The sequence below is a fragment of the Chryseobacterium tagetis genome, assembly GCF_016735585.2.
GTDB lineage: Bacteria > Bacteroidota > Bacteroidia > Flavobacteriales > Weeksellaceae > Chryseobacterium > Chryseobacterium tagetis.
Map to the genome: position 1 here is coordinate 537,588 of NZ_JAERSE020000002.1, position 21,445 is coordinate 559,032.

The 21,445-nt window shown below is 32.7% G+C and carries 26 protein-coding genes; 17 read left to right on the plus strand and 9 right to left on the minus strand.

Going from position 1 to position 21,445, the window contains the following annotated elements:
* Nucleotides 1–34: 34 nt before the first annotated feature.
* Both JI747_RS07875 and JI747_RS07880 read right to left on the minus strand, forming a co-directional pair.
* The gene (locus tag JI747_RS07875) at nucleotides 35–562 is read right to left on the minus strand and encodes an ImmA/IrrE family metallo-endopeptidase (protein WP_225687509.1); all 528 of its coding nucleotides are present in this window, start codon (nucleotides 560–562) and stop codon (nucleotides 35–37) included.
* A 39-nt stretch (nucleotides 563–601) separates the two neighbouring features.
* Nucleotides 602–952 carry a helix-turn-helix domain-containing protein gene (locus tag JI747_RS07880; RefSeq protein WP_225687512.1) on the minus strand — a complete coding sequence of 117 codons (351 nt, stop codon included), beginning with the start codon at nucleotides 950–952 and terminating at the stop codon, nucleotides 602–604.
* Between the two features lie 472 nt (nucleotides 953–1,424).
* Here JI747_RS07880 and JI747_RS07885 point away from each other — a divergent pair, with 472 nt between their 5' ends.
* From JI747_RS07885 to JI747_RS07905, 5 genes are all read left to right on the plus strand, one after another.
* Entirely contained in the window at nucleotides 1,425–2,414 is a 990-nt protein-coding gene (locus JI747_RS07885; RefSeq protein ID WP_225687514.1) for a multiubiquitin domain-containing protein, read from the plus strand.
* A 2-nt stretch (nucleotides 2,415–2,416) separates the two neighbouring features.
* Nucleotides 2,417–3,796, plus strand: a complete 1,380-nt coding sequence (locus JI747_RS07890; RefSeq protein WP_225687516.1) for a ThiF family adenylyltransferase — start codon at nucleotides 2,417–2,419, stop codon at nucleotides 3,794–3,796.
* Nucleotides 3,796–4,134 carry a DUF6527 family protein gene (locus JI747_RS07895; RefSeq protein ID WP_225687518.1) on the plus strand — a complete coding sequence of 113 codons (339 nt, stop codon included), beginning with the start codon at nucleotides 3,796–3,798 and terminating at the stop codon, nucleotides 4,132–4,134. The genes JI747_RS07890 and JI747_RS07895 overlap by 1 nt, the downstream gene beginning before the upstream one ends.
* A gap of 272 nt (nucleotides 4,135–4,406) precedes the next feature.
* Nucleotides 4,407–4,814 carry a hypothetical protein gene (locus tag JI747_RS07900; RefSeq protein ID WP_225687520.1) on the plus strand — a complete coding sequence of 136 codons (408 nt, stop codon included), beginning with the start codon at nucleotides 4,407–4,409 and terminating at the stop codon, nucleotides 4,812–4,814.
* 122 nt (nucleotides 4,815–4,936) lie between these two features.
* Nucleotides 4,937–5,377 (plus strand): JAB domain-containing protein, encoded by a 441-nt coding sequence (locus JI747_RS07905; protein WP_225687522.1) that lies wholly within the window; start codon nucleotides 4,937–4,939, stop codon nucleotides 5,375–5,377.
* A gap of 191 nt (nucleotides 5,378–5,568) precedes the next feature.
* Here JI747_RS07905 and JI747_RS07910 read toward each other — a convergent pair whose 3' ends face one another.
* Nucleotides 5,569–5,808, minus strand: a complete 240-nt coding sequence (locus JI747_RS07910; protein ID WP_225687524.1) for a helix-turn-helix domain-containing protein — start codon at nucleotides 5,806–5,808, stop codon at nucleotides 5,569–5,571.
* Nucleotides 5,809–5,946: 138 nt separating this feature from the next.
* Between JI747_RS07910 and JI747_RS07915 the strand changes: the two genes are divergently transcribed.
* Genes JI747_RS07915 through JI747_RS07930 form a run of 4 tightly spaced genes read left to right on the plus strand, consistent with a single transcriptional unit; the run spans nucleotide 5,947 to nucleotide 7,942 of the window.
* Nucleotides 5,947–6,555 carry a hypothetical protein gene (locus JI747_RS07915; protein ID WP_225687526.1) on the plus strand — a complete coding sequence of 203 codons (609 nt, stop codon included), beginning with the start codon at nucleotides 5,947–5,949 and terminating at the stop codon, nucleotides 6,553–6,555.
* A complete protein-coding gene (locus JI747_RS07920) occupies nucleotides 6,552–7,061 on the plus strand; it encodes an HAD domain-containing protein (RefSeq protein WP_225687528.1) in 510 nt (169 codons plus the stop codon). Before JI747_RS07915 ends, JI747_RS07920 begins: the two co-directional genes overlap by 4 nt.
* Before the next feature lie 17 nt (nucleotides 7,062–7,078).
* A complete protein-coding gene (locus JI747_RS07925) occupies nucleotides 7,079–7,474 on the plus strand; it encodes a hypothetical protein (RefSeq protein ID WP_225687531.1) in 396 nt (131 codons plus the stop codon).
* 45 nt (nucleotides 7,475–7,519) lie between these two features.
* On the plus strand, nucleotides 7,520–7,942 hold the full coding sequence (locus JI747_RS07930; RefSeq protein ID WP_225687533.1) for a hypothetical protein: 423 nt from the start codon (nucleotides 7,520–7,522) through the stop codon (nucleotides 7,940–7,942).
* Between the two features lie 487 nt (nucleotides 7,943–8,429).
* On the opposite strand, the gene JI747_RS07935 is transcribed toward JI747_RS07930, so the two are convergent.
* The 5 genes from JI747_RS07935 to JI747_RS07955 all read right to left on the minus strand — a co-directional run bounded on the left by JI747_RS07935 (nucleotide 8,430) and on the right by JI747_RS07955 (nucleotide 12,182).
* Complete coding sequence (locus tag JI747_RS07935) at nucleotides 8,430–9,323, minus strand: glycosyltransferase family 2 protein (protein WP_225687535.1); 894 nt, start codon at nucleotides 9,321–9,323, stop codon at nucleotides 8,430–8,432.
* A 4-nt stretch (nucleotides 9,324–9,327) separates the two neighbouring features.
* Nucleotides 9,328–10,293: a glycosyltransferase family 9 protein gene (locus tag JI747_RS07940; RefSeq protein ID WP_225687537.1), complete on the minus strand. Its 966-nt coding sequence runs from the start codon at nucleotides 10,291–10,293 to the stop codon at nucleotides 9,328–9,330.
* 2 nt (nucleotides 10,294–10,295) lie between these two features.
* Nucleotides 10,296–10,715, minus strand: coding sequence for a SufE family protein (locus JI747_RS07945; RefSeq protein ID WP_225687539.1), 420 nt, complete (start codon nucleotides 10,713–10,715; stop codon nucleotides 10,296–10,298).
* A 139-nt stretch (nucleotides 10,716–10,854) separates the two neighbouring features.
* Entirely contained in the window at nucleotides 10,855–11,958 is a 1,104-nt protein-coding gene (locus JI747_RS07950; RefSeq protein ID WP_225687541.1) for a glycosyltransferase, read from the minus strand.
* A complete protein-coding gene (locus JI747_RS07955; protein WP_225687543.1) occupies nucleotides 11,958–12,182 on the minus strand; it encodes a uroporphyrinogen decarboxylase in 225 nt (74 codons plus the stop codon). Before JI747_RS07955 ends, JI747_RS07950 begins: the two co-directional genes overlap by 1 nt.
* Nucleotides 12,183–12,334: 152 nt before the next feature.
* Between JI747_RS07955 and JI747_RS07960 the strand changes: the two genes are divergently transcribed.
* The 6 genes from JI747_RS07960 (at nucleotide 12,335) to JI747_RS07985 (ending at nucleotide 18,943) form a co-directional block, all read left to right on the plus strand.
* Nucleotides 12,335–14,872, plus strand: a complete 2,538-nt coding sequence (locus JI747_RS07960; protein WP_225687544.1) for an ATP-dependent Clp protease ATP-binding subunit — start codon at nucleotides 12,335–12,337, stop codon at nucleotides 14,870–14,872.
* Between the two features lie 123 nt (nucleotides 14,873–14,995).
* On the plus strand, nucleotides 14,996–16,819 hold the full coding sequence (locus tag JI747_RS07965; RefSeq protein WP_225687545.1) for a T9SS type A sorting domain-containing protein: 1,824 nt from the start codon (nucleotides 14,996–14,998) through the stop codon (nucleotides 16,817–16,819).
* 127 nt (nucleotides 16,820–16,946) lie between these two features.
* Nucleotides 16,947–17,327 carry a hypothetical protein gene (locus JI747_RS07970; protein WP_225687546.1) on the plus strand — a complete coding sequence of 127 codons (381 nt, stop codon included), beginning with the start codon at nucleotides 16,947–16,949 and terminating at the stop codon, nucleotides 17,325–17,327.
* Between the two features lie 4 nt (nucleotides 17,328–17,331).
* Nucleotides 17,332–17,880 carry a hypothetical protein gene (locus JI747_RS07975; RefSeq protein WP_225687547.1) on the plus strand — a complete coding sequence of 183 codons (549 nt, stop codon included), beginning with the start codon at nucleotides 17,332–17,334 and terminating at the stop codon, nucleotides 17,878–17,880.
* A 114-nt stretch (nucleotides 17,881–17,994) separates the two neighbouring features.
* Nucleotides 17,995–18,369, plus strand: a complete 375-nt coding sequence (locus JI747_RS07980; RefSeq protein WP_225687548.1) for a hypothetical protein — start codon at nucleotides 17,995–17,997, stop codon at nucleotides 18,367–18,369.
* 4 nt (nucleotides 18,370–18,373) lie between these two features.
* Complete coding sequence (locus JI747_RS07985; protein WP_225687549.1) at nucleotides 18,374–18,943, plus strand: hypothetical protein; 570 nt, start codon at nucleotides 18,374–18,376, stop codon at nucleotides 18,941–18,943.
* A gap of 90 nt (nucleotides 18,944–19,033) precedes the next feature.
* On the opposite strand, the gene JI747_RS07990 is transcribed toward JI747_RS07985, so the two are convergent.
* Entirely contained in the window at nucleotides 19,034–19,561 is a 528-nt protein-coding gene (locus tag JI747_RS07990; RefSeq protein WP_225687550.1) for a hypothetical protein, read from the minus strand.
* 116 nt (nucleotides 19,562–19,677) lie between these two features.
* On the opposite strand from JI747_RS07990, the gene mnmA reads away from it, so the two are divergent.
* A complete protein-coding gene (gene mnmA / locus JI747_RS07995) occupies nucleotides 19,678–20,865 on the plus strand; it encodes a tRNA 2-thiouridine(34) synthase MnmA (RefSeq protein ID WP_225687551.1) in 1,188 nt (395 codons plus the stop codon).
* 155 nt (nucleotides 20,866–21,020) lie between these two features.
* Nucleotides 21,021–21,323: a hypothetical protein gene (locus tag JI747_RS08000; RefSeq protein WP_225687552.1), complete on the plus strand. Its 303-nt coding sequence runs from the start codon at nucleotides 21,021–21,023 to the stop codon at nucleotides 21,321–21,323.
* The last annotated feature ends 122 nt before the right edge of the window (nucleotides 21,324–21,445 follow it).

Sequence of the window (21,445 nt, forward strand, 5' to 3'; positions counted from 1 at the left end):
TTAGACTGGAGCTCTATCTTATATTTTATATTACTTAAAAATCATAAAAGTACCCTAGATTATTAAGTCTATAAGTCATTGCAATTTGACTAACTTTAAACTTCTTAGACAATTCAGAAATTAAATTATGGTCATTAACAAACCCATCGTCTAATTTTTCTAGCTCTTTCTCTATCAAGCTCTTAGGCATCAAAATAGCAGCAGCAAACTGATTGGCTTCCATTTCAATTTTATAATCTTTGTTCTTTGAGCTTGTTTTTCTGAACATATAGGTAATATTATCCACAAAAACCTCTTGCTGTTTGTTTTTATGAAGTATATAATGACCTAATTCATGTGCTAATGTAAATCTTTGTCTTGAATAAGATTCAGTAGAATTATAGCCTATTTTGCAATTATCATTATCAATTACTAATACACCTGAAACATCTTCACCTAAATCGTATGGACTTAGTTTAATTCCAAAGCTTTTAATTATGCTCTTTATGGGAATTGGAGCTTCAAGTGTTTCTAAACTATTAAGCACTTCAAGTGCTTTCTTTTCGATTTGATTTTTTAACATTCAGGAGGGGGTCAATAGCTAAACAATATAATAAAATAATTACATCCCAAGAACAAAAGATTTAATTTTAGAAATAGATTCTTCAGTTATATCTTCTTTTTTAGCCTTCTTAAGAATTACATTTTTTAGAGGAATATTCTCCTCTATAACATATATTCCACTATTGTTTTCAGGAAAAAAATCTGCAGGTGTTGCATCTAAAGCACAACTAATAATCCACAACAAATGAACAGGAGGATATTGTTTTCCTTTTTCTATGTTGACAATCGAAGTTCTGCTCATTCCTGTTTTGTTAGCTAACTCTGTCTGCGTTAAGCCAAGTTCTTTTCTTTTAGTGACAATAGAGGAACCAATCGTAGTATAAAACTTTTCTTTACTGATTGTGTTCATATTTGATTTACTTTAAAAGTTTCTTGATTTCATACTGCAAAGTTATAATTTTTTTTTTAATAAAACAATAGAATGTTGGGAATACTTGACATTATTTTTTTTATTTTTTTTTTAACATTTTGTTTGTCGTATTAAAAAATTTTATAAATTTGTACCTGAGACTTTTCTAAAGTCTGAATGGCAATTATCTAATTAAGAATTTTTTGATATAAGAATAAAAGAAATATAAAATAGAAGCCCGGCAGTCTTACTACCAGACTTCGTAATTTGTAACAAATTTAGATGATAAATTTGTAGGTTGGCACCACAAACTTAAGCATTTTCTTTTGATTACAGTTACACTTCTGTAATAAATCTGTCAAATTTTTTTTATGGTATTATGCTCCAACGTAAAAAATGGGACTTCTTTTCTGTTAACAAAAGCCTTCAGAAAGCTAATGAGCAAAAAGAATAATTCTAAATATTTACTACTATGGAACCTAATTCCAACAAAAAAATTAATACAATGAATAATAATAAAACAGATTTAAGAGAGTGTTATCACTCAGGCGTTAAACCAGAAATAGCTTATGAATACGAATTCTACATTAATGAGCAGCCTCATAAAACCAAAAAACAAATAATCACTGGGCTTGAGCTGCATGAATTAGCACAAACTAATCCCACAACACATTTTATAAGCATGAAAACCCGTGCTAATAAAACACTGATTGGTCCTCAAGTTCAGGTAAACCTAACTGAATGTGGAATTGAGAGATTCACAATACTCCCTTATGAACAGCAAACTCTTGACATTCACGAATGCTACTGTTCGGGATCCACTCCATATATTACCTATAAATACCTTATTAAAATAAATGGTGATAAATACGAGGTAAATCAAGAGAAGATTACTGGTCTTGAGATACTTAATATTGTTGGAAAAGACCCTGATAATCACCGTGTAAAAATGTTTAGCAAGGGAGGAAAAGTACTAATAGGACTGCAAGAAGTAGTTGATTTAACTGTTTGTGGAGTAGAAAGATTTGTTATAGAACCTCTTGACTGTACTGAAGGTTTTATAAGAACTGATTTGCCCTTACAACTACTTGAAGAAGATTTATCTTTTTTAGAGAAATTTAGAACCGTAAATAATATTAATAATGGTAGTTCTGATTGGTTAATCTTACGTTCATGCACTCTACCCGATGGTTACAATGTGAAAAATGCAGATGTAGCATTTATGATTCCTAAACAATATCCAGCAGCAGCGCTGGATATGTTTTATTTTTACCCTCCTCTATTTAGAGCAGATGGATTGCCAATAGGAGCACTTACCCTACAAGCAATTGAAGGAAAAGATTATCAACGTTGGTCAAGACATAGAACTGGTAATAATATATGGGATCCCGAAACAGATAGTATTGCTTCTCATTATGATTTAATGATTAACTGTTTAAAAAGTGAATTTAAAAAGCGTTAATCATGAAAGTGAATTTTAAGTTAACTGAATATCAACACAACAAACTTCAAATCCATCTCCATCCAGGAGATGGGCTTGAAGCTGTTGCGTTCGGATTGTGCGGCAGGTTAAATACAGATAAAACGAATGTTCTTTTACTTCATGAATTGTATTTATTACCCTACAATGAATGTGAAAGGGCTGAAGACTTTGTAAAGTGGAAGATAGATAGCGTAGAGCACCTCTTGGAAAAAGCATTAGCAAATGATTATGCTATTATAAAATTTCACTCACACGGAATTAAAGATTCTGATTTTTCAAAATTAGATGACATATCAGATAAAAGTTTTTTTGAATGTGTTTATGGGTGGACTGATAGTGAATTACCCCATGCTAGTATGATCATGTACCCTGACGGTTCTTTTAAAGGGAGAATAATTGATAAAGCAAGAGAGTTTTATCCATTATATAGTACAAACATAGTGGGAGAAAATATAAGTAAGACACTCTATTCTGAAAGCATTTTAGCTGCGGATTTCCTTGAATTTACTGATAGGAATACTCAAGCTTTTGGTGACAAAACAACTAAAATTCTTAAATCATTAAAAATAGGTGTTGTTGGCTGCTCTGGAACTGGAAGCCCTACTATAGAACAGCTGGTGAGACTTGGAGTTGGAGAGTTGGTTTTAGTTGATAATGACAAAGGAGAGCTCGCAAATATGAATAGGATTTATGGATTAAAAATGGATGATGTAAATACCCATGAATTAAAAGTTAATGCCATAAAAAAACATATTGATTCTATTGGATTAGGAACTAAAGTAACTACACTTCCTTTTTTAGTTCAAGAAAAGCAATTAGTAGTAAATGAATTAGCAAGTTGTGATCTTATATTTGGATGTGTTGATTCAGCAGAAGGAAGGCACTATTTAAACTTAATCTCTCATTATTACTTAATACCACTAATTGATATTGGAGTTAAACTATGTGCAGATGGAAGAGGTGGTATAGATTCCATCAATGGAAATATCCATTATGTATATCCGGGTAGTGCTTCTTTGCTTGAAAGAAATGTTTATTCTTCTAAAAGATTAGCTGATGAAGAAGTGAAAAGAACAGATCCTGAAGAGTTTAAAAAGAGACAGGTATATTTTGATAATATTAATGTTGCTAGCCCTGCTGTTATAAGCATTAATACTCTACATTCTTCACTAGCAGTATGCGAAATGTTAAGTAGAATTCACCCTTATAGATATAATGAGAATCGCAAATTTGATTCAACACATATTAACCTATGTGATTGGGATATTTCTTCCATTTCTGTTTCTGAATCAAAATCAAGATTTTTCAGCGATAACACTTTGGGTATAGGAAATAAGCAACCATTAATACAAATCCCTTGATGAGAAAAATTATTAATTGGCTAAGCAATTTTTTTACTTTTGAAAAGAGATTTAAAATAGTTTTTTTAAACGAGTTCCCAAAAAAATTAAAGGATAAAACAATCTATATTGAAGGTGATATTAAAAATGGTGATTATTGGTACTCTAAATTTTTCTGTCCTTGTGGATGTGGTGATATTTTGACATTAAACTTAATGAATGACACTCCACCTTCGTGGAATTTAAATTTAGATTCAAATAGCAGTCATTTTTCTTTTCATCCTTCCATTAGAAGAAAAATAAAATGCAAGAGTCACTTTTGGATTATTAAATCTCAGATTGTTTGGTGTAAAGACTAAACTCAATTTTGGCTGCCATAAGGCAGCTTTTTTATTTATCATAATTCTCCATGCTTAATACTAAAAAATTTAAAATATTTTTTTAGAGTTTATTTTCACACAATCTTCCTCATACAAAATGCCCCCACTTATGTTGGACAACGGGATTCCCCCGTACCTTTTCTATTAGAAAATAAAATTTCAGGCAGACTATAAATTTCTTCTAGAGCTATAGTTGAATCTGAACATATTTCTTAGGAAAGGTGAAAATCTAACTCAAAAAACTTAAAACAATGGTAAGAATTATCAGTTACAAATCAAGACAAAGAGAGGATGGTACAACATTTTGTGCTCTAGAAGTTCAAGGAGGTATTGAAATGGTATTAAGCCAAAAGACCAATCAATATTATGCTACTGCAAAAAAGACTTTCATTTCATCTACATTTGATGAAGAAACCTGTAAGGCTTTGATTGGTACAGAGCTTCAGGGTAGTGTTCTGAAAGAAGAATGTGAGCCTTATGAGTATGTTATCAAAGAAACAGGGGAATCCATTATTATGCAACACAGATTTGTTTATGTTTTGGAAAGTAGTGTTCCTTCTAGCTCAATAAAGTCTAATAGAGTTTCATCTGATAGATTTGAAGCAGATTTGGAAACTTTTTCTACTAATGGAAAATATGACCATGTTCTAGCAGATTAATCTTAGAGTTCAAATAGAGCTTTATTACATAAAAACTTCCAGTTTCGTATTGTATGCTATATATTGTAAATACGAGATTGGAAGTTTTTATTCTATAATTCCCCACTTAATCCTTTTTATTTATGCAAAATCATCAGGTATCAGAAATACAGGTTTCTTATTCTCCTAACATAATAGATACTATTGTCTCTACCAGTGAGTCTTCATACAGAGTAGCTCTCACCTATTGGAATTTAGATACAATTGAAATGTTTGAAGAAGCCAAAATCATGTTTCTTAATAATGCACTTAAAGTTATAGGTATTTATAGCTTATCAAAAGGAGGTATATCTTCTAGTGTAGTAGATATAAGGTTAATTCTTTCTATTGCATTAAAGTCTATTTCAACTCATATTATATTAATTCACAATCATCCAAGCACAAATCTGAAACCAAGCAAAGCTGATATGGATATTACAAGTAAATTAAAAACAGCATGTGAATTTTTAGAAATCAAATTACTTGACCATTTAATTATCAATAAGGAATCTTATTACAGTTTTGCTGATGAAGGACTACTATAAATATTAATCTTAAAATATTTACGTTTTAAAATTAACAGAGAATTCTCTGATATATTCTATTGTTCTATAAGGAGCATATATGTAAAATATCTCAAAGCAAACGCAAAGGTGATTTTAATTCCCTGTAAATATCATACAAATAAGTCTCATCTTTTACAAGATATAATATAATAGCCAAATTTTGAAAAGGACTATTCTTCTTCAACTAAGTCAATATCTACTAAATCAGATAATTTTATTTCCAAGGCTTCTGATATTCTGTAAAGAGTAAATATGGTTGGGTTAGTTCTTCCTGCTTCTATTCTTGAAATATTAGTAGTATCAATTTCCCCATCAATTTTTCCTACTAGCTCAACTTGAGTTAAACCCTTATTATTCCTTATTTCCTGTATTCTTTTACCCACAGATTTTAATAATTCTGATTTCTCCATACTTGACATATTTGGCAATATCAAAGGAATGAGTTAAGTTTGTTGAGTTTAATGCCATATATGACAACATTGTTTTATGGATTTCCGTAAGGCATAAGGAATATTAAAAGATAAATTAAGAACCAAATAAACTCAACAATGAAAAAGATCTTAATCGTACCCTTATTTATTCTTGTATTATCAAGCTTAAATACTCTGTATGCACAATATATCAATATAGGTTCTACTAAACAGGAAGTAAAGAAAGTACAAGGTGAGCCTTTCAGTATAGAATCTTATGAAACAATTGATGAGGAGATTTGGAGATATGGAGAAGCTGGTATAGCTACTATTACTTTTAAGAATGGTAAGATAAGAGGTTTTAGTAATTACAATGGAATATTAAGAATTGGAGGTATAAGTCAAAATAAGTCAGCAAGTACTAAATCAGAAGATAAATTAAAAAGTTTATTTTCTGAACCTGAGAGTCAGGAAAATATACATAAACCAGAAGCTCCTAATACATATGGAGAAGATGAATCTGGGCTTTATGGTAGTGCTTCTCAAAGTAAAAAGACCTTTTCTAAAGAATATGGGGAAATGGCAGAAGCTAATGGGCTTAGCCCTTATGAAATGCCTAATGAGATAACTCTTCAAGAGATGAAGAAGGAATATGAAACTAAAAAAGCTATTAAATGGGGATTAATCAGTCTAGGAGTAATAGGGTTTCTCTTCTTGATATTCAAACTTAAAAACAAAAAGAAATGAAAATCATATATCTTGACATCGATGGTGTCTTAAATAATGCAGAGTATTACAAGAATAAGAGCCTACATTCCCATCATAAAGAGAACTCTCACTTTGATCCAAGAAATGTTACTGTTCTAAACAGGATAATAAGTAGTACCGATGCTAAAGTAGTTCTGTCTTCTGCTTGGAGACTTGTAAGAAGCTTAGAGGAAATCAATGAGTTATTTAAAGAAGTTAATTTAAATGTTGAGATAATTAGTATTACAGAATCACTTCATTATAAAGACACGTTTGAACTAGCTCCGAGAGGTCTGGAAATTCTTAAATGGATTAGAGATTATCACAAGACATTAAAAGGAGGTTTAGAAAACTATGTTATCATAGATGATGAAGATGATATACTGGATATCCAAGAAAAGCACTTCTTTCAAATAGATGATAAAGTAGGACTTACAGAAGCTAATGCAGATGATATAATAGAATTCCTAAACTCATATAAAATCCCTAAAACTGAACTTCCATAAATATTAAACTAACAAACATGAAAATCCTAACCCTTATTTTAGTTTTACTATTTCCACTAGCATTAAAAGCACAACACACTTTTAATTCAACTCATTATCAATTAGATGGACAAGTATATAATACTTCTACTGAAATAGTTCTTGATTTAGGAAAACCTCCTATTGTTTTTCACAATAATGGGTTAAGTATTCACAATTATCCTTTGAGATTAAGAGATATAAAAGATAGTGAAGAACCTTTTGTTGTGACACTAGAGCCTGATATAACACCAGTAAACTATGATAATACCATATTTAAAAGCTATGGGTATCGTGGCTTTCAAATTTATTTTAAAGAAGGAAAAATAATAGGTGTTGTAGAAATAATTAAATCTTATAATTCAGAAAGGATTAAAATTATTAAGTACCAATAAACCTTTTAAACCACCTATTTCAGGTGGTTTTTTATTTATAAATCTATGAAACCAAGAATACCATTTAGAATTGGATATCAGTATGACAACTGGGAATTAAACCTAATTAGTATTGCAGACAATATACCTGATAATGCTTATTGTAGCTATTTATGGATGGGACATGAAATAAAGAAGTTTTTAAATTTTACACCACATAGGACAGAACTAATATTCTATTGGGATATATTGGAAGTTGTAATACTGGAATTTGATAAGAAGTCAGAACAATACTACAACAGAATTAATAAGGTTCTATCAGATAGAGTAACAAGAGTAAATCTTGATATCCTGCCTGATGGCATGATTATACACAAGTTTATAACTAGGAAGGTAATTTATTGGAATATCTATTTTCCTGCTAGGAGAGAAATTAGACTGATTTACTTCTCTGATACATTTCCATATTTAAGAATACTTATAGAGTAAAAAGGCATACTTTTAGGCGTACCCTCATTAAGAAAAACTTGTAAGACATTACATATCAAAATGTAAACTAAAAGAATTCGAATCCCTCAGGACCCACAGAAATCTCTCTTTTTTAAGGGAGATTTTTATTTTGTTTTTTATAGATTTCTATTCAAGGATTAATCCTTTCCAACTATTATTTACCCTATTTAAGCATTTACAGTATCATCATACATCATTAATCATTCCCCATAGCAGCTCTATTTTATGTCTGACTTTAATAATTATCTATTGTAACCTAGCACATATAGTTTTGCTGATTTAGAAACTTTTACTTTTAACGATAATTTGCATTATACCTTATCCCTATGAAGGACGTTAAGAATAATTCTAATAAAATCATTACTCCCTATTTTTAATTCTTCCACAAAAACACTTCTAATAGGCTCACATAAAATCATACGATTATAATAATATATCATCTATTCCCATTAAAAACATAAAAAACCTAACTAATAGCCTTCATTTTTTTTAATAATAAGTTCAGTTTATATATATCTAGATATTTAATACTTGGATTTTCCGAAAGCAGATTATTTTTAATTATTTTATTCAGAAAATTATATAAGAAAAGAACCAAAGAATCTACCCCTATTTTTCTTAATTTTACAGCTGTATCATAAACCTTTATATCCTTTATAAAATTCTTGCTTTTTTCATCTTTACTCAATTTACATAAAGAATCTATCCCAATGTCTACTTTCTTTAGAAACGCAGAATTAGATGTATCATCAAAATGAATAACAGGATTATTAAATGCAAAGTACTTTATCTGATTACTTTCAAGAAGCTTAGCAAAAACAAAGTCTTCATAACCATAATTTCTAAGCCTTTCATCAAATAAAAAACTTTCAAAAATTTTTCTTTTAATAATAAAGTTCACGGTTTTAAACAAAGAAAAATCTGAAGATCTTTCTTCATAAAAAATCTCTCTTTCCACAGAATATCTGTTTCTTAAGCTTTTTGAATATAGAGTATCTATTTTAAAATTCCCGTAAATTAACTCCACCCAGAAGTTTTTCTCAATTTCATTTAAATAGTTTAGAAGAAAATTAGTATTATCAATTTTCACATCACAATCTAGAAAAAGTAAATAATCTCCTTTTGTATAATCAAGAAAAAGGTTTCTGATCTTTGATCTGCCAATATTATTTTCTAGAAAAATGAATTTTTGTACCTCGCTTTGAAGATTGGAATTAATTATTTTAAAATTTTCTTCCGATGCATCATCAATAAGAATAATTTCAGCATCTATTTCATTGTCTTCAATTTCTTTTTTTAAATCAAGAACCAACTCTCTTACATCAAAATTATAAACGGGAATACAGATAGAAAGCTTCATTAGATTAAATTTTTTCGACAATCTTTTGTATATCAAGTTCTTCCAGACACGCCCAGTCTCCTCGATAACATTCTTTATCTCCAAAAACAGAACACGGTCTGCAGGTTAGGTCCTCTATCTGAACAACATCATCTTCACTCTGTCCAAAACCTAAAAAACCCGCATAAGGATGAGTCGACCCCCAAATAGAAATACATCTTGTTCCCATTAAACTAGCCAGATGCATATTGGCAGAATCCATAGAAATCATCAGCTCCAGTTCAGAAATTTTATTTAATTCTTCCGCAAGGCTCAATTTCCCTGATAAACTATAGGTATTGGGTATTTCCCTCTCCCACCTTTCTAAGGTCTCAGTCTCTTTCTTTCCTCCACCAAAAAAGTACACCTTCTGTTTCTGGGCCAGAATCCTTGCTAATTCGTAAGATTTTTCCAACGGAAGCATTTTCCCCTGATGTTGAGCAAAAGGCGCAAAACCAATACCTGATTTGTTATTTGAGGTTGGTCTTAATTGATGTGAAAGATTCACTTCAAAACCCATTTCCCGAAAAACATCTGCATAACGCTCAACCGTTTTTTTCAACTGAACTTTATTCAGGTTCCAGATATCCGTTAATCGTTCCTTTTCTTCTTTTCCCTTATTGATTTTAAAAACTTTTAAACCTTTTCTCCTGTATATTTTATCCAAAATTTTTGTTCTGATCACATCATGAAGATTGGCAATCAGATCAGGTTTAAATTCCTTTATAAGCTCATTGGCTAATCTGTTCAATCCAAAGAAACCTTTATAATCATCCAGATTGATTCCTTTGAATATAACATTCGGAATATCTGCAAATAAACTCTCAAAATTCTTTCGGGAAACCATCACAATTTCCACATCCGGATTTTGCTCTAAAAACTCGCGGAAAACAGGAGCTGTCATTGCAACATCACCAAAAGCCGAAAAACGATATGCTAAAACTCTTGTCACAATTACGATTTCAACTGATAAGCAACTGCGTAAAATTTAATTTGCTTTGTCATTGCCATTAAGCCATTGGCTCTGGAAGGAGAAAGAAATTCCTGCAAACCGATTTCAGCAATAAATTCGAAATCAGAATCCAAAATTTCCTGTGTAGAATGACCACTGTAAATGCTCACTAAAAGAGAAACAATACCTTTTGGCAAAATACCGTCAGAATCAGCATCAAAAAACAATTTTCCGTCTTTGAATTCTGCATCGATCCATACTTTACTTTGGCAGCCCTTGATCAGGTTTTCATCAGTTTTTTTATCCTCAGAAAGCCCTTTCAGTTCCTTCCCAAGATCAATGATGTATTCATATTTCTGCTCCCAATCGTCAAGAAACGCAAATTCGTCAATAATTTCCTGCTGTTTTTCCTTAATGGTCATGTTCTGTACTTTCTTTCTGCAAAGATACTAAATTTTACAGTTTTTTAATTTTATGTTAAATTTAGACTGAACAGCCAGAAGTATAACTCAGAGAGCGAAATTAGTCTAAATTATGGTGATTTTTAATGTATAATAGAAACTAAAAACTTTGAGAAGCCTTTTCAAAGACTTGTAATAATTTTACTTCTTCATTTTCCCAGCAAAGGACATTCGCCGCTTTTTCAAGTTCAGTTTGATAATTTTGACGTCCTCTATCAAAAACTATTTTTAGTGCTTCAGCAATTGTAGAAGGTTCATGGTTTTTAATGATCTCTCCTACATCAAACTGATTTTTAATTTTTTGCATTTCGGGAAGACCAGATAAAATTAAAGGAACCCTCGCCTGAATGCAATCCAGAACCTTATTTGGTAAAGAATAATAATAACTCTCTCCCCCATTTTCTTCGATGCTCATTCCGCAATCTACCGTCAGTGTAATTTCTCTTAAATCATCAGGATGTAATTTTCCCAAAAACTGAACCTTATGCTGAAGATTTTCTTTCATCACCAATTCTTCATATTCCTTTTTTTTTGGTCCGTCTCCTGCAATTTGAAAAACAACATTTTCTACATGATGCATTGCCAAAATTGCTTTCTCGATTCCGCGGAAAGGATTGATCGCTCCTTGGTATAAAAGAACTTTAGGATTGTTATCCGGAATTTTCTGATGAAAATTAAATTTTCTTGGAGCATTCTGAACCACAACGGGATCGATTCCGTATCGATTTTTGAACCAATTGGCATATCCTGAACTCGCTGTAATCATCAATTTGATCTTCGGAATAATTGTCTTTTCCAGAGATCTCCACAATTTTTGTGACATTTTGCCCTGAATCGCAGGCATTTCGGAAAAAATTTCATGACTGTCAAAAATTAACGGAATATTCAGTTTTTTAGCCATCAGATAATTCGGAAGCAAGGCATCTAAATCATTGGCATGAAGAATGGTATCTTTATCTGCTTTTTGCTTTAATTGATGGTATAATTTCCAGTTAAATTCAAAATATGCTGTTTTTAAACTTTTTGATGTTAACTCTATTCTGGAAAATGGATACGGTCGAGACATTTCTTCTGCTCCGTTCCAATCATTTCCGATCAGTTCAATATCATATCCGTTTTCATATAAAGTTCTGCAAACCTTTTCTATACGCTGATCCGTATATAAGTTACTGAATGCTGAAGTAATAATTTTTCTCCTGCCCATTACTTCTTTTTATCTACCAAAAGGTGGTAAATTTGTATAAAGCAAATTAATCCGTTGGGAATAATTACAGGCCAAAGCATTCCGCTGAAAATGCCATAAATGACAAAACAGATACAGCCTATCATATTTACAATCCTGATTTTTCTTATATCTTTCAATATGAAGCTCAGCACGATAAAAAGTGAAGCGGAATATCCGACATAAGTAGCAATTTCGGGAATCATGAGAAAATTTTTGAGGATAACAAACTTAATCATTTTCAATAAGATAATAAAATTTTTTCTGCCATATCGTCATTTATTGATTTTTGGTAAAATATTTGTAATTTAGATAATGAATAAATGGCAATGTTGCTTTTATTCTAATGAGATATATTATGGATTATAAGTTTTCACAAGGTTTGAGCCAAGTGTTCAAACAAAGCAAAAGCGAAGCTAAACGGCTGAAAAGTGAATTTCTTAATACAGAACATCTACTTTTAGGTATTATAAAAACGGAAAACTCTGCAAAAGAAATCCTTCAAAACCTTAATGCGGATTTAACACAAATCAGAAGAAAAATTGAAACTCTAAATACAGCAAGTCTTAATCCTATTTCTGAAGAGGTTACCAATATTTCTTTCACCAAAATGGCAGATCATGCTATTAAACGTGCGGAGTTAGAATGCAGACAATATAAGAGCAATGAAATTAATACCGTTCATTTGCTTTTAGGCATTCTTTATAAATATGAAGACCCTACTTCAAATATTTTAGGAGCTTATGATATCGACTATGAAGGCGTTTCAAGAGAATATCAAACAATGCTTAAAAATTCCGGACAGGCACCGCAAATGAGTGCTTACGACGACGATGATGAAAGAGAGGAATTTGAGCAAATGAGAAAGCCTACAGGAAATTTAGGTTCTGCTAAAAGTAAAACTCCTACTTTGGATAACTTTGGTAGAGACCTGACTTCTTTGGCAAGAGATGGTAAACTGGATCCTGTAATCGGGCGTGAGAAAGAAATTGAGAGAGTTTCTCAGATCTTATCACGTAGAAAGAAAAACAATCCGCTTCTTATCGGGGAGCCTGGAGTTGGTAAATCTGCGATTGCGGAAGGTTTGGCATTAAGAATTCAACAGAAAAAAGTATCCAGAGTTCTTTACGGAAAACGAGTGATCACTTTGGATCTGGCAAGTTTGGTTGCCGGAACTAAATACCGTGGTCAGTTTGAAGAAAGAATGAAGGCTATTATGACCGAGCTGGAGAAAAACAGAGATGTCATCTTATTTATTGATGAGCTTCACACTATTGTAGGTGCGGGAAGTTCAACAGGAAGTTTAGATGCATCGAATATGTTTAAACCGGCTTTGGCAAGAGGAGAAATTCAATGCATCGGGGCGACTACTTTGGATGAATACCGTCAGTACATTGAAAAAGATGGTGCTTTAGAAAGAAGATTCCAGAAAGTAATGGTAGAGCCTACTTCTATTGATGAAACCATTCAGATTTTGAATCAGATCAAAGACAAGTATGAAGAACATCACAATGTAATTTATACACCGGAAGCAATTGCCGCGTGTGTCAATTTGACATCAAGATATATTACAGACCGTTTCTTACCGGACAAAGCAATTGATGCGATGGACGAAGCCGGATCTCGTGTTTATATTAAAAACATGAAAGTTCCTACTGAAATCATTGATTTTGAAAAGAAAATCGAGGATATCAAGGAAATGAAGCAAAAAGCGGTAAAAGCTCAGGATTATCTTGAAGCAAGAAAGTTGAAGGATGAAGAGGAAAGACTTCAGATGGAACTGAATGCAGCTCAGGATAAATGGGACAAAGACGTGAAGGAGAAAAAAGAAACCGTAACAGAAGAAAATGTTGCAGAAGTGGTTTCTATGATGAGTGGAGTTCCTGTAACCAAGGTTGGTAAAAATGAGCTTGATAAATTAGCTCAGATGGATGATAAACTGAACGGAAAAGTAATCGGACAGGAAGATGCTGTGAAAAAAGTAGTGAAAGCTATTCAAAGAAACAGAGCCGGTCTTAAAGATCCGAACCGTCCTATTGGTACATTCATTTTCTTAGGAACAACAGGAGTTGGTAAAACTGAGTTGGCCAAAGTAATGGCAAGAGAATTATTCGAATCTGATGAATCTTTGATCAGAATCGATATGAGTGAGTACATGGAAAAATTCGCGGTTTCAAGATTGGTTGGTGCGCCTCCGGGATACGTTGGATACGAAGAAGGCGGACAATTAACTGAAGCTGTAAGAAGAAAACCTTATGCTGTGGTTCTTTTGGATGAGATCGAAAAAGCTCACCCGGATGTATTCAATATCTTGTTACAGATCTTAGATGAAGGTCATGTTACTGACAGTTTGGGCAGAAAAATTGATTTTAGAAATACTATTATCATTCTTACTTCAAACATCGGAACAAGAGATCTTAAAGATTTCGGAGATGGTGTAGGATTCGGAACATCTGCTAAGAAAACAAGTTCTGATACGAGAGCGAGAAGCACGATCGAAAATGCTCTTAAAAAAGCATTTGCTCCGGAATTCTTAAACAGAATTGACGACATTGTGATTTTCAACTCTCTTGAACAAACTGATATCAAGAAAATCATTGATCTTGAACTTGGTAAATTGTACAGCAGACTTGAAAAATTAGGATATAAAGTTGAATTAACTGATGAAGCAAAAGACTTTATTTCTGAAAAAGGCTGGGATAAAGATTTTGGAGCAAGACCATTGAAACGAGCTATCCAGAAATACATTGAAGATTTATTGGCAGAAATGCTTGTAAATAAGCAATTAAGTGAAGGAGAAACTGTAATTCTTGATCTTAACGAGGCAAAAGACGGTTTGATAGGAAAAGCACCAAAAGCGAAAAAATCATCGGCTGAAAAGTCTTCTCAATCGTAAATACGTAATTTAATTATATTAAAAGCATCGGAGATTTCCGATGCTTTTTTGTTATAATAATAACTGTAATTTATTTTATTTATATTTACTACAATTAAATCACTCATTTTTGAAAAATATAATATGAAATTAAATTTTTTATCTTTTATCTTGCTCTCCACTTCTCTATTCTCCCAATCATCCTTCTATTATGAAAGAAATTGGGGTACGTATTTTGGAGGTACATCTACTGGTGTGCAAAAAATCTACGAGAAAAATACCTCAGATATATATGTTGACGGGATAAGCTCATATCCATATAATAATACCACAATCGTTCCGACAACGTATTATAACCAATTTGTATTTGCCAGTAACAACTATTTTACTCCTGGAAATACTGATTCTAAAAATAATTTCAGAGGAATTTTTTCAACTTCCGGGGGGATATTATTAGCAGAATACAATCTCTATAAAAATGCTTATTCAGACAAAATTATCCCCGCTCACAGAGACGAGTCTGGAAATAGATATGACTTGGAATCAGATCTTATCAACTATCCTACATTATCAAACATGAGTTGGCAAACTTCTAATGTCACCAATGATGATTCTATACTTTCAAAATATGATTCCAACGGAAATTTAGTATGGCAAACATATGTCCCTGAAAATTTAGATTCCGATTTTTTCATTAAAACAGATAATACGGACAATATTTATATTGCAGGAACTACAAAATGGCAAAATTTAGGAGATCCCGGAACATATGACCCCTCTTTTACCTATGTTTCGTCACCACAGGGAGGCCCTCTTTCCAATTCTTATGTCGTAAAGCTTAATTCTCAAGGTCAAAAAATATGGGCTACCTATATTCCTTCAAAAACAATTAGTGATATTGATCTATTTGACAACAACCTATATATTGCTACAGGAGAGGATATTAATACTTCTGTTTCTACATTAGCAACATCAGGTACTTTCCAACAAGCTAAAGCCGTGAATTCTATTATAAAATTAAACGGAAACACCGGCAATCGAATCTGGGGAACTTACTATGGTGTACCCAACAATATTACCCATGGTACGATTAAAAACATAAGAGTAACAGAAACAGGAGTTTATATTTTAGGAACCACTACAACTCCCGGAACATATTATGGAGAAGAAGGGGCACATTTAGCGAGTAGCTTGGATGGATGGGATTTGTTTATTACAAAATTTAATGATTCAGGAAATAGGACCTGGACAACCTATTTAAACACAGCAGGTATAGAATTGATTTTGAATAGCAATCATAATCTTGATGTTAAGGATGATAAAATTATCGTATCAGGAAGCACCACTGGAAATCAAAACATTGCAACTCCAGGGGCTTTTCAAGATGTAAAGCCGAGCGCTAATGGTGTATTCGACATCTTTTTTTCCATGTTCAATACATCTGGTGTACATTTATTTACTTCTTATTATGGAGGGCCTGTAACACCTCCATCAGGAAGTTCAGGAGCTAATTTGCTATCTGTAATCAATTGCAAATTCTCTGCAAATTCAAATGCTTTTTTCCTTTACGGATCTGCATCTTCACTTTCCGGTTATACGACCAGTAACGGTCACCAGCAAACCTTGACATTTCCGCCAGGAATGAATGAAGGAGGAGCTGGATACATTGCAAAATTTAGTCCTACAAATTTATCTGTTTCAGAAGCTGATCTTGGTGAGAATTTGAAATTATATGATAATCCTAACAAAGGCTCATTTGTTTTGACAGGAAATATTCTTACGAAAGAGCCTCATTTTGTATGCATAAATGATATGACCGGAAGATTGATCTATTCTAAAAGAATTGAAAACAATAAATCTGTGAATTTTGATTTGGAAGACATTTTATCCAACGGAAATTATATTCTATCCTTAAAAAATTCCAATCAACAATTTATAAAAAGCTTTAAATTAATTATAAAAAAATAACTATAAAAAAGCTCCGAATAATATCGGAGCTTTTCCATTTTCAACAACATAATTAATTTATTTTTTCACTCAACAATGATTAATTGACAAAATTCATTACTTTTATTGAACCAAAATATTAATTAATATGAAAATGAGAAAAACATTTTTACTGTTAAGTATTCCATTACTTAGCATTTTATCCTGTGCTAACGAAAATATTGCCACTTCTGCCCTACCAGAAATTTCTAAACCTGAAGCTGTTCAAAAATTCAATCTGGCGATCAAAAAGGTAGCCATGGAAAAAGAGCCTGCTCCTGAAAGACCAAAAACCTCCGCTGAGCTTAGTGATTATAAGAAAGACATGTTATTACCCGCTGCAAAAGACCTTATTGCTTCCACAGGGGTCACCTATTCTGAAATTGAAAAAAGAACGGAAAACGACAGAGAAAAGATTCTAAAATGGGCTGTACAGGTCTATGGTGAATACAATAAGCAAATTAATAAAAACTACCAATCACAAAATTAAAACCATGAAAAAACTAATTTTACTTGCCACATTTTTCTCTTCGTTTTGCCTTTCAGCGCAAGATCTTTACATTCAAAATTACACAGATACAGTTATTCAATTCGTTATTTGGAGACTAAATCCTTCAAATGTTGCGGGAAACTGCAGTCCGAATCTTCAATCCGCGAGCTCTGGAGGAATGTCAACTTTAACTTATGCTCCGGTAACCAATACAGTTCCTGCTGAAGCTTATTATTATGCGGACATAAATACGTCCAATTCATTTAATCCAAGTTATCCATCCACACCTTTAATTGATTCATGGACGTATGACAATAATTATTCTACTCCATATACTCTTCCGTCAAACCCAGTTCCTGCAGCCTATATTACAGGATCACAATGGGGAGGTATAAAACTTGGTGTACAGGACCACTTTGGAAATAATATAGGAGGCTATTATTCTTTAGGTCTTAATTGTGGATCAACAGCACCTAACACCTCTTTTTCAGGAGTAATTCAAGGAAGCTATTTCCAATTTGGTGGAGCAGATTGGTATGTCCTTTTTAATTAATCCAAATAGGATGACATTGAAATTATAGATCAAAGGTCTATTCATCAGTTCGTCATCAATATTGTCTTTACATTCATTAATAATAAATCATTCACCATTTCAAAAAATAATATCATGAAAAAAACATTTTTACTGTTAAGTATTTCACTACTTACCTTTTTATCCTGTGCCAACGAAAATGCAGCTACTGCTGCACTCCCGGAAATTTCTAAACCTGAAGCCGTTCAAAAATTCAATCTGGCGATCAAAAAAGTAGCCATGGAAAAAGAACCTGCTTCTGAAAGACCAAAAACTTCGGCTGAGCTTAGTGATTATAAGAAAGACATGCTAATTCCTGCAGCCAAAGATCTTATAGCAAGTACAGGAGTCACTTATTCTGAAATTGAAAAAAGAACAGAAAATGACAGAGAAAAGATTTTAAAATGGGCTGTAGAAGTCTATGGTGAATACAATAAGCAAATTAATCAAAATTACAAATCAGCAAATTAAAACCATGAAAAAACTAATTTTACTAGCAGCAGTTTTTGTATCTTTTTGTTTATCTGCACAATCATACCCTCCTGTTTATATACAAAACTATACACCCAATTATGTTGAGTTTACCGTTTATAAAGCTAATTTAGGAAATCCGGGAGGAGGATGCAGCCCCAATCTGGAATCAAGAGATGCCACCAATAATTTATTAAGACTCGGATTTACTAATAATCCGTCAGTATCAACGGATGCCAATTATGATGGGAATGTCAACTATACTTTTGCAATTAATCCTGCCGTTCCTACCACTCCTCAAATTGGAAGATGGATTCTAAATTCGAATTTTGCAGCTCCATTTACAGCTTCTGCAGGACCTCTTACTACCTTTAGTATGGCCACTACTTGGGCTGGAATTAAATTCGGAATACAGGATCAGTCAGGAGTTAATACAGGAGGATATTATTTTATGGGGCAATATTGCGGAAGTTCAACCGTAGTTTCAGATTTAACAGGAAATGTAGTTCCTTCAAATATGTCTGGTGGTGCATTTTTTACCGCAGGCGGCGCAACATGGATTGTGGTCTATTAACCTCAACACAAATGCAATTAAATAAATATCCCGAAATCTGCTTTCGGGATATTTTATGATATATGATTAAAATTAATCTTTCAGCTGTATTTAAAGCCCAACTACAAAACCTATATTCGGAATTAAGCCGCTTGAGAAAATACTAGAATTTTCTTTCCAAAGCACATTATACATCAAACCAATCTGCATAAAGGAATTATTGCCTATTCTTTGCATATAGCCTCCACCAAGATATAATGCATCCTCTTCCTCATTCATTTTATAATCGTAATATTTATCTTTATAATTGATAAAATAATGCTGATAATTAGCACTTAAATAAAAAGTTCGAGCAATATAATAATTCAAAAACGGACCAACACCCAACATGGTTGAACGATAATAATCTGATGTCTGCCACGAAATACTTCCCACGACTCCCGCTTCCAAATCATTGGTCAATCTGTATCCTACTCTCGGAGAGGCCTGAAGATAAAAAGCACTCTGACTTCCAAAACCTACACCAATCCCTCCGCCAAATGTCCATCTGTTCTCATTTCCGGAAGAAGTACCTACAGCAACCTGAGAACATGCAGCACCTGAAATTGCAAGAAATAAAGGAATAATAAACTTTTTCATATTAATATTGTTTTTGTCGATGTTTAAAATTATGGTTTTTTTACGAATTTTTTAGTTGTATTTTTGCGGCGTCAAACTAAGAACTCCCGTTAAGAGTTTCGTAAAATTGAAATACAATGAAAGTAGTAGTAGGCCTTTCCGGAGGCGTAGACTCAAGTGTGACAGCATATCTGCTGCAACAGCAAGGTCATGAAGTAGTGGCTTTGTTTATGAGAAACTGGAATGATGCTTCGGTAACGTTGGAAGACGAATGTCCGTGGATTGAAGACAGTAATGATGCCTTAATGGTCGCTCAAAAGCTTGGAATTCCTTTTCAGGTGATCGATATGAGCGAGCTTTACAAGGAAAGAATCGTTGATTATATGTTCGATGAATATCAGAAAGGAAGAACTCCGAATCCTGATGTTTTGTGCAACAGAGAGGTAAAATTTGATGTTTTTATGAAAACAGCAATGTCTTTGGGCGCAGATAAAGTAGCAACCGGACATTATGCAAGAGTAGATTCAACAATTGACGAAAACGGTAAGGAGATTTTCCATCTTTTGGCTGGAAAAGACAATAATAAAGATCAGTCTTACTTCTTATGCCAATTGAGCCAGGATCAATTATCCAAAGCGTTGTTTCCGATCGGAGAGCTTACCAAACCTCAGGTAAGAGAAATCGCTAAGGAAATCGGATTGGTAACAGCAGATAAAAAAGATTCTCAGGGATTGTGTTTTATCGGAAAAGTGAGTTTACCTCAGTTTTTACAACAGCAATTGGTTCCGAAAGAAGGTGAAATTGTTGAAATTTTCAAAGATTCTCCTCTTTTTGCTCAGGAAGCTCCTGCTTTTTCTTCAAAACAGGAAGAACTTGAATATTTAAGTCAAAAAATCAATTATAAAAAAGCTGACGGAAAAGTGATCGGAAAGCATCAAGGGGCTCAATTTTTCACGATCGGACAAAGTAAGGGATTAGGAATCGGCGGACATAAAGAAAGCTGTTTTATCCTCTCTAGAGATATGGAAAACAATATTATTTTCGTTGGAGAAGGTCACAGTTTCCCTGGTTTGCATAAAAAAGCACTGAAAGTTGATCATACTGAATTGCATTGGGTTCGTGAAGATTTAAAACTAAAAAATGGCGAATCCATGGAAGTAATGGCAAGATTCCGATACAGACAGTCTCTGCAAAAAGCCACTTTATATCAGTTTGAAGATGCTCTCTATGTGGAATTTGAAGAACCACAGTCTGCCATAGCAGAAGGACAGTTCGCTGCATGGTACGATGGAGAAGAACTTTTAGGAAGCGGAGTTATTTCATAAAAAAAGAATATTTTTCATTCATCTATAAAATTTTATCATTCATCTATAAAAAAGGCTTATACTTCTATAAGCCTTTATTTGTGCCTATTTCAGGCATATCTATTGTTTATTCTTAAGTAAGAAAAACAGAATATTAATTTTAAAATTTGATTATTATGAAAAAGTTAGTTTTAGTAGCAGGATTGTTTATAGCATTCACTACAAACGCACAACAGAGAAATGAAGGTTTCAGAGATACTAAAGTAGAATATCATCAAAACCAGAAAGATTTCGGAGGATTAAGATTGTCTCCTCATCAGAAAAAAGAAGTCTACGCTCTGTCAAAACAAAGACTTACAGCAAGAGAATATGATTTAAAACTGAGAAGAATTCTTTCTAAAGAACAGTATGCACAGTATCAGAGAGGTGATTTTCACAAAGACAGAAATATCGCAATGACAAAACCTTTCAGAAGATAAAAAGTTAACTAAATAATAAGCCCGGAACAAGATGTTTCGGGTTTTTCTTTTTGAAATAATTTTTAAATTTCAAGGATAAAAGATAGCAATGAAAAGTCGAAGAATCCAGAATATAAGTTCCA

Excerpts from the sequence above, each read along its gene's own strand:
- JI747_RS07875 (WP_225687509.1), bottom strand. The coding sequence starts at position 562 with ATGTTAAAAAATCAAATCGAAAAGAAAGCACTTGAAGTGCTTAATAGT.
- JI747_RS07880 (WP_225687512.1), bottom strand. The coding sequence starts at position 952 with ATGAACACAATCAGTAAAGAAAAGTTTTATACTACGATTGGTTCCTCT.
- JI747_RS07885 (WP_225687514.1), top strand. The coding sequence starts at position 1,425 with ATGGAACCTAATTCCAACAAAAAAATTAATACAATGAATAATAATAAA.
- JI747_RS07890 (WP_225687516.1), top strand. The coding sequence starts at position 2,417 with ATGAAAGTGAATTTTAAGTTAACTGAATATCAACACAACAAACTTCAA.
- JI747_RS07895 (WP_225687518.1), top strand. The coding sequence starts at position 3,796 with ATGAGAAAAATTATTAATTGGCTAAGCAATTTTTTTACTTTTGAAAAG.
- JI747_RS07900 (WP_225687520.1), top strand. The coding sequence starts at position 4,407 with ATGGTAAGAATTATCAGTTACAAATCAAGACAAAGAGAGGATGGTACA.
- JI747_RS07905 (WP_225687522.1), top strand. The coding sequence starts at position 4,937 with ATGCAAAATCATCAGGTATCAGAAATACAGGTTTCTTATTCTCCTAAC.
- JI747_RS07910 (WP_225687524.1), bottom strand. The coding sequence starts at position 5,808 with ATGGAGAAATCAGAATTATTAAAATCTGTGGGTAAAAGAATACAGGAA.
- JI747_RS07915 (WP_225687526.1), top strand. The coding sequence starts at position 5,947 with ATGAAAAAGATCTTAATCGTACCCTTATTTATTCTTGTATTATCAAGC.
- JI747_RS07920 (WP_225687528.1), top strand. The coding sequence starts at position 6,552 with ATGAAAATCATATATCTTGACATCGATGGTGTCTTAAATAATGCAGAG.
- JI747_RS07925 (WP_225687531.1), top strand. The coding sequence starts at position 7,079 with ATGAAAATCCTAACCCTTATTTTAGTTTTACTATTTCCACTAGCATTA.
- JI747_RS07930 (WP_225687533.1), top strand. The coding sequence starts at position 7,520 with ATGAAACCAAGAATACCATTTAGAATTGGATATCAGTATGACAACTGG.
- JI747_RS07935 (WP_225687535.1), bottom strand. The coding sequence starts at position 9,323 with ATGAAGCTTTCTATCTGTATTCCCGTTTATAATTTTGATGTAAGAGAG.
- JI747_RS07945 (WP_225687539.1), bottom strand. The coding sequence starts at position 10,715 with ATGACCATTAAGGAAAAACAGCAGGAAATTATTGACGAATTTGCGTTT.
- JI747_RS07950 (WP_225687541.1), bottom strand. The coding sequence starts at position 11,958 with ATGGGCAGGAGAAAAATTATTACTTCAGCATTCAGTAACTTATATACG.
- JI747_RS07955 (WP_225687543.1), bottom strand. The coding sequence starts at position 12,182 with ATGATTCCCGAAATTGCTACTTATGTCGGATATTCCGCTTCACTTTTT.
- JI747_RS07960 (WP_225687544.1), top strand. The coding sequence starts at position 12,335 with ATGGATTATAAGTTTTCACAAGGTTTGAGCCAAGTGTTCAAACAAAGC.
- JI747_RS07965 (WP_225687545.1), top strand. The coding sequence starts at position 14,996 with ATGAAATTAAATTTTTTATCTTTTATCTTGCTCTCCACTTCTCTATTC.
- JI747_RS07970 (WP_225687546.1), top strand. The coding sequence starts at position 16,947 with ATGAAAATGAGAAAAACATTTTTACTGTTAAGTATTCCATTACTTAGC.
- JI747_RS07975 (WP_225687547.1), top strand. The coding sequence starts at position 17,332 with ATGAAAAAACTAATTTTACTTGCCACATTTTTCTCTTCGTTTTGCCTT.
- JI747_RS07980 (WP_225687548.1), top strand. The coding sequence starts at position 17,995 with ATGAAAAAAACATTTTTACTGTTAAGTATTTCACTACTTACCTTTTTA.
- JI747_RS07985 (WP_225687549.1), top strand. The coding sequence starts at position 18,374 with ATGAAAAAACTAATTTTACTAGCAGCAGTTTTTGTATCTTTTTGTTTA.
- JI747_RS07990 (WP_225687550.1), bottom strand. The coding sequence starts at position 19,561 with ATGAAAAAGTTTATTATTCCTTTATTTCTTGCAATTTCAGGTGCTGCA.
- mnmA (WP_225687551.1), top strand. The coding sequence starts at position 19,678 with ATGAAAGTAGTAGTAGGCCTTTCCGGAGGCGTAGACTCAAGTGTGACA.
- JI747_RS08000 (WP_225687552.1), top strand. The coding sequence starts at position 21,021 with ATGAAAAAGTTAGTTTTAGTAGCAGGATTGTTTATAGCATTCACTACA.